Here is a 14331-nt window from a genome sequence, read left to right on the forward strand (position 1 = left end):
TGATATTCAAAAATGCATAAAAAATGCCTCCATAAAAAGGAGGCTATATTTTTATTTTATTTTTTTATTAATTAAATCAATAATTTTCATTATATCTTTCAAAGCTATTTCAGCATCTTCTCTTTTACATCCATTTAAGATACTCTTTTTTCATAGATAACAACTCCATTTTTAGAAATCTTATTTTCTAAACTTGTTTTTGAGTTTGCTCTTTCATTAAACTCTTCTGGTTTATATACTATTATATCTAAAGGGTAATCAATAGAATAACCAATTTTTTCTCTTATGTCGTTCATTATTTCTATTTTTCTTTTATTTCCTTCCGAGATTATACAAAGATCTATATCACTATCTATGTTTGGACTACCATAAGCATATGATCCGAAAAGGTATATTCTTTTTATATTTTCTGTATCTTTTATTTTATTAGTAATTTTTTCAATTTCATTTTGTATATTTTTGTTCATATAATCACCTCGGATTAATATCATTTGTAATTCAATTATATCAAATTTTTTTAAAATAGACTTATGGGTTGTCTCCATGCACTTCGTTTAGTCGACATTACATACGCCTTACTTTATAAAATTCTTTTCTTCAACTCCCCAATCAGGAATTTATATTATTTCTTCTAATCTTTTTTTGATATTTTTATGATCTTGGTTTAGGTTTATTGTTTTTATTTCAATGTCCATGTGTTTATATTTATAACTATAATCCAATTCTTTTCCGTTTTCTGGATATAGCAGAATACCCTTCATTTGGTAATTCTTTTCATTATTATAATTATTTAAATAGGCGAATAGTTGATATAGGTTTGCTGATATGAACTTGTCTTTATTATAATTGCTTCTCATAGCATCTTTATAATATTTTGTATCAATTATGTACTTTGTATTTGATTTTTTGTCTAATAGAGAAATGTCTGTTTCCATTATTGGGAGCATTTCAAAATTTTCACCTTGAAAGTTCCATAGTATTTGTTCTTTTTTTGGTTTTAATTCTGGTCTGTGGTTTTGGTAATATTTTCTAACGAAATCTTCGAACAATCTTGCCATTTTTTCTTCATTTTCTTCAAATGATCTGAATATATGTTCTCCTTTTTCATCGTTTAAAAGAAGATTTTCATATATTAGTTGGCATATGTTTATTATGAATTTGTATATTGTGTTGTTTCTATGAAAGAGTACTTTTTTGAATATTTTTTGATCTAATTTTATTCTGTCTATTTCACTGAAATATATGGAAATTTTATGTAGCTCTTGTTTTAAATCCTTATCTAATTTTTCTATCTTTAGAAGGTTTATTATTGTTGTTTTTATTATTTGGTTTTGGAGTACGTTATAACTATATTCTTCGAAATCACAATAAATCGTTCCTTTTGTTTTTAGGCTCATTTTTTTGAATGTATTTGAGAAGTCTATTTTACCTTTTATAGTTTTTATTTCTTCGTTTTTTTGTATGTAATTTCTATCAAATCCTTTTTTGATTAAAGGTTGTAATGATTTGATCAAGACTTCTGTGAAAAAATCGTAGAAGTTTTGTTTATCTATGCTTTCGAGTTTTGTTTCGTCTAATTGTTCCAAGAAACCCCAAGAATAGCAAAGCATGAAATATATGTTTTTTATTGGAACTTTGAAATTCATTGTTCATCTAATCCTTCTAATAATTTTTTCTTTTCTTCTTTACATTGCTCTTGTTCATCAAACCACATTTCTTCTAACAGTGGAACTATTTCGTATTCATATACTTCTTTTAACCATTTTTCTTTGTGGTTATTGTTATTTGAGCTGTATGTACAAAAATAACTGTGGCCTATTTTATAATCTTTTCCAAGGTTGTTGTCATTTTCTATTTTTGTGTTTAAATTTATTATTTTTGATTTTATGTGTTTTTGTATAAATTCATATTCAAAGTCTTTTTTATCTTTTAAAAAGTTTTCAAATTTATTATCAAAATTTGGTTCTATATCTATGAAAGCGAATCTCCTTCTAAGTGCGTAGTCTACTATTGCAAGCGATCTATCTGCTGTATTCATTGTTCCAATTATGTATAGATTTTCTGGTATATAAAAATAATCTTCACTGTAAGTTATTTTTACTCTGTTTTCTGGTCCTCTCTTGTCTGCTTCTATGAGCATCATTAGTTCACCAAATATTTTGCTCATGTTTCCTCTGTTTATTTCATCTATTATGAAAAAGAAATTTTCTTCTGGAAATCCTTTTGCTTTTTCACAAAATTCGTAAAACACTTCATTTTTTAATTCAAAACCACCTTCTTCAGTTGGTCTATAACCTTGTATAAAATCTTCATAACTGTATGACTGATGGAATTGTATCATTTCTATATTCTCATTGTTCTTTTCACCCATCATTTGATAAGCTATCTTTTTTGCTATAAAAGTTTTTCCCACACCAGGAGGTCCTTGTAGGATAATATTTTTCTTTCTTTTTAGCATTTCTATTATGTTATAGAATTTTTCTTCTGATAAAAATGGTGTGTCTGGATCTGTTTTAAAATCGTATGGTGTTTTTTCTTTTTCTTTGCCATTTTTTTCTTCTATTAGATCATATATTATTTCAAACTCATCTTGAGTCAATTTAAATAAACTACCTTGATTGTTTATCATTGGTTCTGAATTTTTTAGATCATTAATTTCTTTCAGTTCTTCATAAGAAACCATGTTTTTATACTTTTTAATTAATCTAAAATTTAATTCATTATTGTTTAACTCTTTTGATATTTCATAAAGTCCCTTTATTTTCTTTGTTGGAGTCGATTCATAAGCAAAAACTAAATCCCCTTTTTTAGCAGCTTCAAAATGTTTGTAAATTCTCCTTTTATTCCCTCTTTCATTAATAGTTTCATAATTTATTTCTTGACCTATATCTAACTTATCTACCGACCAAATTGATGGATTTGAATTTAACCAACAGTATTGTCTTGTAGTTTTAATAATAGAACTTTTCAAATCACAATATTTATAATACTTTTCTCTCAACTGCTCATCTACTACTAAATCCCACAATATTTTATTCTCATATTTTTTATATGGGCAATTTTTTGTTGAATCATAATATTTCTTTGATGATAATTTCATTTGAACAAATAAAAAAAACATTTCTTTATCTACAATATCATTAAATGGAATCCATATTAAATAACTTTCTGGTCCTTTATTATTAAATTCTTCTTTATAATAATCCTTTAATAAATCACTATTTTCAAAATAATAATCCTTATCAATCATAATAGCAAAAGATAGATTATTATTTTTTATCTCTAATCTAAATACTAATCTACTGTTTAATGTTAATGAAAGTTTATTATCCTGTGTGTTTGTTAAGGTATATGTAGCTATGTTTTTTTCTTTTAAATTTAAATCATCATATATATTTTTTTACCCTTTCAAAAAATATATCAATTGGTTCAATAAATTCAAATTGAATAAATGTTTTTATTATATTTTCATCATATTTATTTTCCATCTGCTTAAAATTAATAAATTCATTATAAACTTGCAAATATTTTTCTTTCATTTTATTGGTAATGTCAAAGTCAATATGGTCTACATTTACTTTTTCCATATCTCTTTCTTTTTTTATGTTGTTTCCAAAATCTAGGCCAAATTTTATTTCTTTATTTTCCACAGCAAAAGCAAGTAATTGTGAATTTTTATGACTTTTATTATTTTCAGGATAGAGAACTAACCAAGAAGAATCGTTCCCAAAATTTTGACCTCCAAAAAATCCAACAATTTTTTCTTTTAATTTTTGTTCATTTATTTTATTTATCGATTTTATAAAATCTGAAATTCTATAAAGTTCATTTTGAACTCTAAATTGAAATTTATAATAATAGAGAGGAAATAAGATTGTAAAATTATTCCAACTATGCAATATATTTTTATCATATTGTTTTTCTATATTATCTTTTATGTTTTCTAACGTATTTATGTTTATTTTTTTATTCTCTAGGAGATGTTCTATAACTTCATGTCTTATCTTGTTTACTTTTTCATTATTTGCATATTTGTCTTTTAATGATTTTAAATAATCATAATCTAAATCATTTATGTAAACAAGTAAGTCACTTTCATTATTTTTTAGTTTATATAATAACTGTGAATGATGACTCAAATATTTTATAGCAGTATATATATTGAACTTATACTCGTTTTCATCACTCATTAATTGTAGAAAAGTTTTTATTTCAGATTTAGATAGACTGTATTTTTCAGACAAATTATCTATTATTAATTTAAGATCCTTTACCTCAAAATCTTCAAAATTAATTTCAAAATTTTTGCAGAAATTTTTTATATTCATATCGTCCACATTTTTTTCTATCATTTTATAATTATCTGTTTCGATATACAGTTTATATGCTTCGATAGCAATTTCAATATATTTATCTTTATAGATTTTATTTAATATTGCTTCGTTGTTCATTTTACGCCCCCCTATCTTTTTCAGTACTCATTTTTATTTAAGTTATTTTATTATATTTTTAAAAAAATTCTCTACTTTATCAAAATTATCTGGATATCTCATGTGTCCATATATTTTCCTTTTTATTTTACTCTTAAATAAAATATCTAAACCCCATTCTTCCCCATCACAAATTTCAGGCTCAACATAACTATCTTCCCAATTTTCAATATCAAATTTTTCAAGTTTGTTTTTTATCTTTTTAATTTTTTCATCACTTAGATCTTTTGTTTTGGTATATTTATCTTTTATCCTTTCATATAAACAGGCTTGTTTTGTTTTGAAATTTATTGTATACGTTTCAAACCCACCAAAAAATCCACCTATTTCAAAATCTATTCTAACCACATCATCAAAATAACCCATTATTACACCCCCTGATTATTTTATTCACTAAAATTATATGCCTTATTCATGTTAATTAATCAAACAGTTGATAGGTTAATTTTTATTGCTTTTTTATTTAATAATTAAAAAATGCCTCCTATTTAAAGGAGGCAGTGTATTAATTCTTATTTTGATTCATTTCTTCTTCAATTTTTTTGATTTGTTCAATTGATAATTCTGTAACTTCTGATATGGTTTTTTTATCTAAAGCCTTATTCAAAAGTTTTCTAGCAGCATCTAATTTACCCTTTTCAATTCCTTTTTTAATTCCATCCTCATAAAGTTGTCTACCTCTTGTCATAATCAAATCACCTCTTTTTATGTCTATTTCTTTTAATTCATATTCATCTGTATCGTCTCTTGTTATTAATATGTAGTATATTATAAACCCAAATATTTCTCTTGCTTTTTGTGAGTCTATCTTTTCGTAACTATCCATTAGATTTAATATCTTTTTGAAGTTGTCTATAAATTTGTTTTTTTCTTTTTGTTTTATCGCTTTTAATGTTTCTAAGATTATTTTTAATAGTATCGGTCCTTTTATTTCTTGGTTTGTTTTGTCGTTTAGTTCTATTATTTCGTATTCATAGTTTGGTATGTATTTGTTTATTTTTTCTGGATATTTTTCTCTGTTTTCTATGTGGTCTATTAGCTTGTTGCTCATGTTCCATTTTTGACTTCCATGGTATATCAGTACAGGTATTATTATGTTTGTTTTTGATGTTTTTGGGTTTAATGTTTTTTTCATTATTTTGTTTATGTATTCTAATAGTTGGAATGTTGTTTTTTATCTGGATAGCTTTTATGCTCATATAGTATATAGACATAAGTATCTGTATTTTTTATTTTAGTTTTATACAGTATATCTGAATATGTTTTTTCTAGCTTTTTGTCTATGTATGTTCCATCTATTATTTCTAATTGATTTAGATCCATTTCTCTTGTTATTTCTTCTTCTATATATGTTTTTATGAATTCTTTTGATATTTCTTTATCCCCAAAGGTTTTTTTGAAGAATGTGTCGTGTGGTTGGTTTATTATTTTTCTTATTTCTTCCCCCATCTCTCACCTCAATTATACCAAATTTTTGTTTGATTTTTTGTGAATATGTTTGTATAATTATACATAATTATATCCTTTTCTGTCAAGTGAGAAAAAAATTTGCTGTTGTTGGTTGATAGTATAAAAATCACAGATCCTTCGACGTTACTCAGGATGACAGGTGATTTCTGTTGGAGGATCGAGGTTGGAAGTTGAAGGTAAAAAAATCAAGAGCCTAAACACCCCTGTGCTTCGCACGTCCCCTCTAACACATTCAGAGGGGATTAGCTAAAATTATACCCTTTGACGATGCTCAGGATGACAGGTGATTTCAGTTGTTGGTTTATTGTTTAAAAATACAATTGTTAAAAGCTTTTGTGTATGTCACTTTGAGCTTGTCGAAAGGACTCTTCAGTAAATTTTCGCAGAAAAATGAATGATTTTAAAAACTTAATTTCACTACGTGAAATTTACTGATCAGATGTCTCCATGCACTTCGTTTAGTCGACATGACATAAGACTAACTTTAAAATTTGTTTCTTGATTTAGTTTTATTTGGTAATCATAATTAAAAACCTGCATCCATTAACAGATGCAGGTTTTTGATTTTTACTTGTATAATGGTTTTATCATTTTTTCAAATTCCATTATTTCTAAAAGATAATTAAAATTTTCGCTGTATGCTTTGTAATAATAATATTTACCAAAATATTTTTTATATGCTTTGTCATCTTCTTCATAATGAGAATAATCGTTATTGTCTTCTGGAGGTAGAATTTTGTGTATTCTTAAATGGTATTCTCTTAATATTCTATCTGCTTCTTCGTCTAAAGTTATATCTCCATTGTGCATAGATAGGTGTAAATAACCAAGTTTTATATAAATTTCCAAAGAAATATATATATGTACATTATATCCAGAATATTCAGAAAATTTTTCTAATATAAAGTATATATCTTCTAATCTTATTTCTTCTCTATTTTTCTCTTTTTTTATGTATCGATAAATATATTTATCTAAATTTTTATTTATATTATTATCTTCTATGTCTTCATTTAACGCAAAGGATAAAAAGTTATTAACTAATTTGTTAAAAACTTTTGGATTAAATTTTATTTTATTGTATAAATACTTTTTTTCTACTGCAGCAAAGAGTATATAAAATGTATCTATTTTTTCAAAATTGTGTTTTACTCTACATATTTTGTCAATTCCATCATAACCATTTCTCAGATGAGGATTAAGTATTTTATAATTTATCAAAGGATCACCCCTTTTAGATTTCTTTTATTAATCTTTCATATTTTTCTTTCGCCTCAAAGTATTCTTTTTTTGTTTTTTCTATTTCATCTACATATTTTTTTTGAGTTTCAATGTCTGGATATGTTATTTCAAAATTTTCAATATCTTTTGTGGATACAACATCTATTATTTTTTTGGTAGATAAATCTCTTATCCTATTAACATTTTTTTCTTTTCTTAAATAATAAAATAAGTATTTCACCAGAATTTCTTCAGTATTTTTTACTTTGATAATTAAAAAGTTGTAGGAGACTGTTAATTTATCAACATTTTCTTTTATAAACGCCGTTTTACCTGCTCTACCTCTCAAAGTAAGAAGTATATCATCTTTTTCTAAAAGATATTTTTCTTTAAAATTCTTCAATTTATTTTCTGGGATTGTAATTCTTTTTAATCCATCGTACACAACATCCCCAAAATCATCTATGTTCCCCAAATTAACAAGGAAATAATCACCATTATCATCGTATAAATTTCTTGTTATTATATTATATCCTCTTTTTAAATATGCAATGTCTTTTAGTTTTTTTGTTGTTTTGCTTTTCATTTTTATGCCCCTTTTAGTTTGCTGACTAATCTTTCTAATTTTTCTTGTGTTTTTCTGTTTTCTATCTTATTTTCTAAGAATTCTTTTGTGAATTTTTCTTGTTTTTCTAATGATACTATGGGTATTTTTATTTCGTTTAGTTCTTCTGGGTTTATTGTTGGCATCAACCTGTTATATGAGAGTGTTTTTATTTTTTTAGTCATCATATCAGTTTGTAAAAAAGAATATACATAATCTGGTTTTATGGCTTTTTGGTCTTTTATTCTTAGTATTGCATATGAATGTGAACAGGTCAAATTCTTGTGATCTTCATTTATTTTTATTATCCTGTGTAATCTACCAAATGTTGGGATCAGTATATCACCTTTTTTTACAAAATTCAATTTATCGTAGATTTTTTTATGTACATTTTCATTTTTATATGAATAATATTCAAATATACCGTTTTTATCTTTAATATTATGTGGATGGATTACTTTTATTTCTATGTCACCATTAGCACCAAAAAATATTCTTTTTGATGTGATTTTTATATCTGCTATTTCTTTTAATTTTTTTACATTGTCGAATTCTTTCAAGTATTCTTCGTAATTTGTTATAGGTCTTATATTGTCGTATTTGGAGAGATGATAATCATTTAATAAAGAATCAAATTCTATCGCTACTGTTCTTCTCGCAGAATTTCCAATATCCACTTGATTTTGCTCAGATGGATCTGTAGTCATTTCAAAGAACATTTTTTCTTTTACATTATTGTTAGCATTCCAGTAAGAATAATCTATTATTTTTTGAATGCTTGAATTCTCTTTTATGAATTCTTTTGTTGTGAAGTTATATTCGTCTTTCAATATAGTTGGTTCTGTTAATATGTTTATGTATTTCTTTGATTTTTGGTAATTCCATATTATTTCTTTGGATATATTTTTTCTTTTTTCAGAAATATATTTTTCAAATTCATAATCAGTTTGAGAACTACTTATTTTATACGCTAATCCATGAACATTTGAAATTACTAAATCATATTTTTCTAATTCTTTTATTTCTATGTTTTTATATTTATTTTGCATTAGTAATGTGATTTTTTGAAGATCACTATTTTGTGAGAGTAAAGTGAAGTTTATTTTTTTGAATTTAGTGAGTAATTCTGGAATAATTTCTAAAAAATCATAAGAGTCACAGATTAGTGCTGTTTTTATTTTGCTGTGGTTTGTTAATTCTTTTATATAGTTTGAGTAATATGCATATGCTTTATGCGAAACTCCATCATATCTTCTTAAATACACCTCTATATATTCTCTATAAACCTCAAAAAGGTCTATTTCATCATATCTTTCTTTTATTAAATCATAAATCTTTTTATCATTTTCTTTGTTTTCTAATGGTTCATCTTTTTGGATTTTCTCATAATAATTGATCACTTGATCAAATACTTTATTAATATCTTTTTCTTCTGCGAGGTCCTGAATTCTTTCAAAATAATTCATATATAGCCCTCCTAATTTTTTAGTATTTATATACTACGATATTTTTTAGTATGATTATACTACATCTTAAGTTGCGTAATTTTTTCTTATATGTTAATTTATTATGTCGAAATAATATTTTGTGTTAATAATTAAAATTAATAATTATTTTTATTAATTATATATATTTTTTTTAGTTTTTTAATATTACCTCACCAACTTTTGCCAATATTGGATTTATTTTGGTAATTGTTGGCAATAATGATATAATTTATATGAATTAATTAATTTTTATTTACAACTTTTTTTGAAAGAAAGGTGATCATTTTGAAAAATTACAATAAAATAATTTCTTGGTTAGAACATAATAAAACATTTAATTTAAAGGAATTTAGAGAATTTTATCATACTCTAGAAGAAGATGTTCCTGATTCTACAATTAGATGGATTGTTTATAAGCTAAAATCAAACAATATTATTCATTCGGTAGGTAGAGGGAAATATATAATGAATAATAAAAAGGATAATAAACCTTTTATTTCTGATGAGGTAAAAAATATTTATAATTTCTTAAATAATAAGTTTATGTATTCAGATATATATATTTGGGATAGTAAATTTTTAAATGATTTCATGGAACATCAACCATTTTCTAAACTAATTATTATTGAAGTTGATAAAGATATTAAAGAGTTTGTATTTGATGAACTAAAACAAAATTATAATTCAGTTTTTTTAGATCCTGATAAAGAAGATATAGAAAAATATATTATAGGTAAGAAAAAATGCATAATAGTTAAAAATATTATTAGTAGATCACCTATTATAAACTATGAAGGAATTAAAACTCCTAAATTAGAAAAAATATTAGTAGATTTATTAGTTGATAAAAATCTTTTTTATTTTTACCAAGGTAAAGAAATGACAAATATTTTTAATAATATAAGCAAACAATATAATATAAATCAAAATACATTAAATAATTATTTAAAAAGAAGATCTTCAAAAAATTTATTTTCAGAAATAAAAGGATGATAAAAAATGATAAATAAAAGTACTTATTCTAAAGAATGGGTAAATGATTTGAAAGAAAATTTTATTAAAGCTGATCCGTTGTTAATTTAAAGAGTAATTATGGCTTTAACTTTATTAGAAAGTCTCTCAAAAGTAAAATTGGATTTTATTTTTAAAGGAGGCACATCATTAACTTTACTTATTGATAAATTGTACAGATTTTCAATTGACGTAGATATTATTTTGGAAAATCAATCCGATAAGTTAGATAATTTTTTTAATAATTTAATTAATGATTCATCTTTTATAAAATATGAAGAACAAATAAGAAGAAATAATCATAATATACCAAAATCACATTATAAATTTTTTTATAATTCTTTTTATGACAATTCTGAGAAATATATTCTTTTAGATATTTTATATGAAAAAAATAATTATTCTAATATTATCAAAAAAGATATTAACTGTGAATTCATATCTACAGAAGAGCCTTATTTAGAAGTTGATATTCCTTGTGTTGAAGATATTTTAGGAGATAAATTAACCGCATTTGCTCCAAGTACTACAGGTATTCTTTATGACACTAATAAAAATTTAGAAATAATTAAACAAATGTTTGATATTGGAATTCTTTTCGATTATGCAAAAGATTTAACATCAGTAAAAAAAACATTTGAAAAAATAGCTGCAAAAGAAATTGAATATAGAAAATTAAATATAAATAGTATAGATGTTTTAAATGATATATTTGAGACTTCCATTACATTATGTCATAATGGATATTTAAATAGAGAAAGTTTTTTAAAATTAAAAAATGGAATTAAAAGGTTTAACTCTTATGTTATAGATGGTTCATTTAATTTAAATTCATCTTATACATATGCGGCTAAAGCAGCATATATTTCTATATTATTAAAAAATAATAATCTTGAAATCAAAAAGTTTAAAAAAGGTGAAAATTTAAATGATAAATTTATTGAAAATACAAAATAAATAAATTAAATAAAATTAAAAAAATAAATCCAGAAGCATTCTTCTATTTATATGAAACTATTAATTTATTATAGCACCAACAATTGCCAATATTGATTTCATTTTGGTAATTGTTGGTTAGAATTTAATATAAAAAAGAAGTTGGAATTATGATATTTTATATTGCATTGATAAAATAAATAAAAATGAGTTTTCTTTAAGAGACATATATAATTTTGAATCTTTTCTTCAAACTAGACATCAAAGTAACAAAAATATAAAAGCAAAAATAAGACAACAATTACAAATATTAAGAGACAAAAAATTTATACTTTTTCTTGGAAAAGGTAAATATAAAATTTTATGACATTATAACCATTTGTGATTTTTTATGATTCTTTAAAATCATATAAGAATTATTCAATAAGCTGTATACAGTTCATAATTGATATTCGTATTTACATAGTCATTTCATTTTTGATATGCAAGAATGCATAAAAAACAGAAGATTTTTGAGAGTGTAAAAAAATGTGTAAAATAAAAAAAAGCCTTCTTTGGTTTTATTTTACTACCTATTCGGTGTTTTTTACACAATTTGTTTTACAGACTCCTGTTTTTTATGAATAATTCTCTGTAAAATAATTAATCTATTAATCATTTTTATAAATTTGTTTTACTATCCATTCTATCCATTTAAGAACTGTTTGTGAACGTCTTTCAATTGTGGATTCTGAAAGTTTTTCAAAATTTTTGGTTTTTGAATTATAAATCTGTGATTTTTTCATTATTTTTATTACATCATTTTTTGAAATATTATTATTATCATTAAAATATTTTTTTAAAGTTTTATTGAATACTTCATGCTCTAATATTTTAGATATAAGTGATAAATACTTATCTTTAAAATCACTATTTATAATCTTATTACCCAATTTCGTTAATTGATATTTATTATTTTTCTTTTCAACTAAATTTAAATATTTGGCAGCTCGAGTATAATAATGAGCTTGTCTTTGATCAAAGCTAAAGTTCAAAGTTATTTCTTCTTGCTCTAATTCCGAATCATTTAAAAAACCTAAAAGATCTACAACCTTTTCAAAATCATTCGCCTGAGGAAAAGGTATATTTGGTTCTTGCTTAATAGTTGTTGTTTTCAATATATTTACTATATCTTTTTCTAATATTTCATTTGAAGAGATCTTGTATCTCATTTAATCTATAAGTTTTAATGAATTGTAGTCTTCTAAGGTTTCAAACTCGTATACATAAAAAGAAAAAATATCATTTGAATAATTTAGGAAAACAGGAATTACTTTTTTGTCTATTTTGGATTTCCATAATCTATACGGATAATACAATTGTCTTATAACAAAATCTTCTGACTTAAAATTTTTGGCTTCAATTATTATTAGTTCATTTTTTGATTCGTATCCAGCGTCTATTTCTATTTGAGAATTATTTACTTCAATTCTATCTTTTTTTCCAGATTTTTGATTTATTATGTTAAACTCAAAATTTTTGGAAGACATTCTTCCAGAGATAGTTGGAATTAGAAAATCATTATTTTCAATATTAAATAAATCATGGAGCATCCCTGTTGCATAAGCAGAGTGTAATACAGATGTTTCAGAATATAAATTTTTTGGGTCAATACTTTTTATATTATTAGGTATTTGAAAATTTTTTATCTTTTTGTTTATATCTTTAATTTCTTTAAAGATATCATAATGTCCTATTCTATAAGAACGTCTAGTTAAAGGCAATATGGAAAGTTTATTTTTTTGAAAGATTTGAGGCAAGTTAACTTTGTGATCAAACTTTGTCATTAGCCTTGGTTCTCTATACTCTTTTATTACTGATGATTCGATATCAAAATAGCCTTTTTTTATTTATTTCATCAAGTATTTTTTGTTTTTCAAATAAATAATTCTTTGCGTTATAAACTCTCTTCTCTTCAAGTCTATTTCTTTTCAACATTTCAATTCCTCACAATTTTTTGAATAATCGTTTAATGATCTTTTTGTTAGCGCTATTTTTTTATTTCTTGAGTCAACTCAAGATATGAGGAATTAACCCTATCAACTGTTTAATTAATTAACGTAAATTTGTTTTATAATAATAGTAAATAAGACATTTATTTATTAATGTTTTTGCATTTGGAGGAGTCTATGATTAATAAACTTGATTTATCAATAGCAAAAAATTATAAAAGCAAAAGCCAAATAACAAGAGTAATAACAGAAAAATGGGTCCAGAAAAATATATTTTGCCCAAATTGTGGTAATAATTTAAAAAAATATGAGAATAATAGACCTGTTGCAGATTTTTTTTGTGATATATGCAAAGAAGATTATGAATTAAAAGCTAAAAAAGGTCAAAGCGAAGGGGAAAAAATAATTGATGGATCTTATTCTACTATGATAGATAGAATTACAAGTATTAATAATCCAAATTTTTTCTTCTTAATTTATAATAAAAATTATATTATAAATAACTTTTTTGGTGTATCAAAAGATATTTTTGTACCAGAAATAATTGAAAAAAGAAAACCATTAAGTAGCAATGCCCGTAGAAAAGGATGGGTGGGATGTAATATATTAATATCTGAAATTCCTAAATTTTCAAAAATATATTATATTAAAAATAGTACTAAAATTGAAAATTCCGCTGTTAAAGAACAATGGCAAAAAACTAATTTTTCAAACATCATGAATGATTTAAAAAAAAGAAGTTGGATTTATGATATTTTATATTGCATTGATAAAATAAATAAAAATGAGTTTTCTTTAAGAGACATATATAATTTTGAATCTTTTCTTCAAACTAGACATCAAAGTAACAAAAATATAAAAGCAAAAATAAGACAACAATTACAAATATTAAGAGACAAAAAATTTATACTTTTTCTTGGAAAAGGTAAATATAAAATTTTATGACATTATAACCATTTGTGATTTTTTATGATTCTTTAAAATCACATAAGAATTATTCAATAAGCTGTATACAGTTCAAAATTGATATTCGCATTTACATAGTCATTTCATTTTTGATATGCAAGAATGCATAAAAAACAGAAGATTTTTGAGAGTGTAAAAAAATGTGTAAAATAAAA

The 14331-nt window shown here is 23.6% G+C and carries 15 protein-coding genes and 1 pseudogene; 4 read left to right on the top strand and 12 right to left on the bottom strand.

What is annotated here, in order from left to right:
* Window positions 1-134: 134 nt before the first annotated feature.
* The 10 genes from BLS00_RS06450 to BLS00_RS06495 all read right to left on the bottom strand — a co-directional run bounded on the left by BLS00_RS06450 (window position 135) and on the right by BLS00_RS06495 (window position 9251).
* The gene (locus tag BLS00_RS06450; RefSeq protein WP_218119799.1) at window positions 135-467 is read right to left on the bottom strand and encodes a nucleotidyltransferase domain-containing protein; all 333 of its coding nucleotides are present in this window, start codon (window positions 465-467) and stop codon (window positions 135-137) included.
* Window positions 468-617: 150 nt separating this feature from the next.
* Complete coding sequence (locus BLS00_RS06455) at window positions 618-1646, bottom strand: 5-methylcytosine restriction system specificity protein McrC (protein ID WP_091403842.1); 1029 nt, start codon at window positions 1644-1646, stop codon at window positions 618-620.
* On the bottom strand, window positions 1643-3250 hold the full coding sequence (locus tag BLS00_RS06460; RefSeq protein ID WP_091403844.1) for an AAA family ATPase: 1608 nt from the start codon (window positions 3248-3250) through the stop codon (window positions 1643-1645). Before BLS00_RS06460 ends, BLS00_RS06455 begins: the two co-directional genes overlap by 4 nt.
* A gap of 136 nt (window positions 3251-3386) precedes the next feature.
* Window positions 3387-4451 carry a hypothetical protein gene (locus BLS00_RS06465; RefSeq protein ID WP_091403847.1) on the bottom strand — a complete coding sequence of 355 codons (1065 nt, stop codon included), beginning with the start codon at window positions 4449-4451 and terminating at the stop codon, window positions 3387-3389.
* A 42-nt stretch (window positions 4452-4493) separates the two neighbouring features.
* Window positions 4494-4856 carry a DUF6438 domain-containing protein gene (locus BLS00_RS06470; protein WP_091403849.1) on the bottom strand — a complete coding sequence of 121 codons (363 nt, stop codon included), beginning with the start codon at window positions 4854-4856 and terminating at the stop codon, window positions 4494-4496.
* 139 nt (window positions 4857-4995) lie between these two features.
* Entirely contained in the window at window positions 4996-5625 is a 630-nt protein-coding gene (locus BLS00_RS06475; RefSeq protein WP_091403850.1) for an Rpn family recombination-promoting nuclease/putative transposase, read from the bottom strand.
* Window positions 5626-5642: 17 nt separating this feature from the next.
* Window positions 5643-5939 (bottom strand): Rpn family recombination-promoting nuclease/putative transposase, encoded by a 297-nt coding sequence (locus BLS00_RS10825; RefSeq protein ID WP_091403853.1) that lies wholly within the window; start codon window positions 5937-5939, stop codon window positions 5643-5645.
* A 588-nt stretch (window positions 5940-6527) separates the two neighbouring features.
* A complete protein-coding gene (locus BLS00_RS06485; RefSeq protein ID WP_091403855.1) occupies window positions 6528-7181 on the bottom strand; it encodes a hypothetical protein in 654 nt (217 codons plus the stop codon).
* Between the two features lie 13 nt (window positions 7182-7194).
* On the bottom strand, window positions 7195-7767 hold the full coding sequence (locus tag BLS00_RS06490; protein WP_091403858.1) for a restriction endonuclease subunit S: 573 nt from the start codon (window positions 7765-7767) through the stop codon (window positions 7195-7197).
* 2 nt (window positions 7768-7769) lie between these two features.
* On the bottom strand, window positions 7770-9251 hold the full coding sequence (locus BLS00_RS06495) for a restriction endonuclease subunit S domain-containing protein (protein ID WP_091403860.1): 1482 nt from the start codon (window positions 9249-9251) through the stop codon (window positions 7770-7772).
* Between the two features lie 306 nt (window positions 9252-9557).
* Here BLS00_RS06495 and BLS00_RS06500 point away from each other — a divergent pair, with 306 nt between their 5' ends.
* From BLS00_RS06500 to BLS00_RS10915, 3 genes and pseudogenes are all read left to right on the top strand, one after another.
* The gene (locus BLS00_RS06500) at window positions 9558-10265 is read left to right on the top strand and encodes a DUF6577 family protein (RefSeq protein ID WP_091403863.1); all 708 of its coding nucleotides are present in this window, start codon (window positions 9558-9560) and stop codon (window positions 10263-10265) included.
* A gap of 99 nt (window positions 10266-10364) precedes the next feature.
* Window positions 10365-11240, top strand: a complete 876-nt coding sequence (locus BLS00_RS06505) for a nucleotidyl transferase AbiEii/AbiGii toxin family protein (protein ID WP_091403865.1) — start codon at window positions 10365-10367, stop codon at window positions 11238-11240.
* A 145-nt stretch (window positions 11241-11385) separates the two neighbouring features.
* A pseudogene (locus tag BLS00_RS10915) lies at window positions 11386-11586 on the top strand (DpnI domain-containing protein); the annotation flags it as partial.
* Between the two features lie 283 nt (window positions 11587-11869).
* On the opposite strand, the gene BLS00_RS10725 reads toward BLS00_RS10915, so the two are convergent.
* Both BLS00_RS10725 and BLS00_RS10730 read right to left on the bottom strand, forming a co-directional pair.
* Window positions 11870-12430, bottom strand: coding sequence for a DUF7226 domain-containing protein (locus BLS00_RS10725; RefSeq protein WP_218119800.1), 561 nt, complete (start codon window positions 12428-12430; stop codon window positions 11870-11872).
* Window positions 12431-13045 (bottom strand): type II restriction enzyme, encoded by a 615-nt coding sequence (locus BLS00_RS10730; protein ID WP_218119801.1) that lies wholly within the window; start codon window positions 13043-13045, stop codon window positions 12431-12433. It abuts the gene before it with no gap.
* A gap of 342 nt (window positions 13046-13387) precedes the next feature.
* Between BLS00_RS10730 and BLS00_RS06520 the strand changes: the two genes are divergently transcribed.
* Entirely contained in the window at window positions 13388-14155 is a 768-nt protein-coding gene (locus BLS00_RS06520; RefSeq protein WP_091403867.1) for a DpnI domain-containing protein, read from the top strand.
* Window positions 14156-14331 lie beyond the last annotated feature (176 nt).

Source organism: Geotoga petraea (assembly GCF_900102615.1).
In the GTDB taxonomy this organism is placed as follows: Bacteria; Thermotogota; Thermotogae; order Petrotogales; family Petrotogaceae; genus Geotoga; species Geotoga petraea.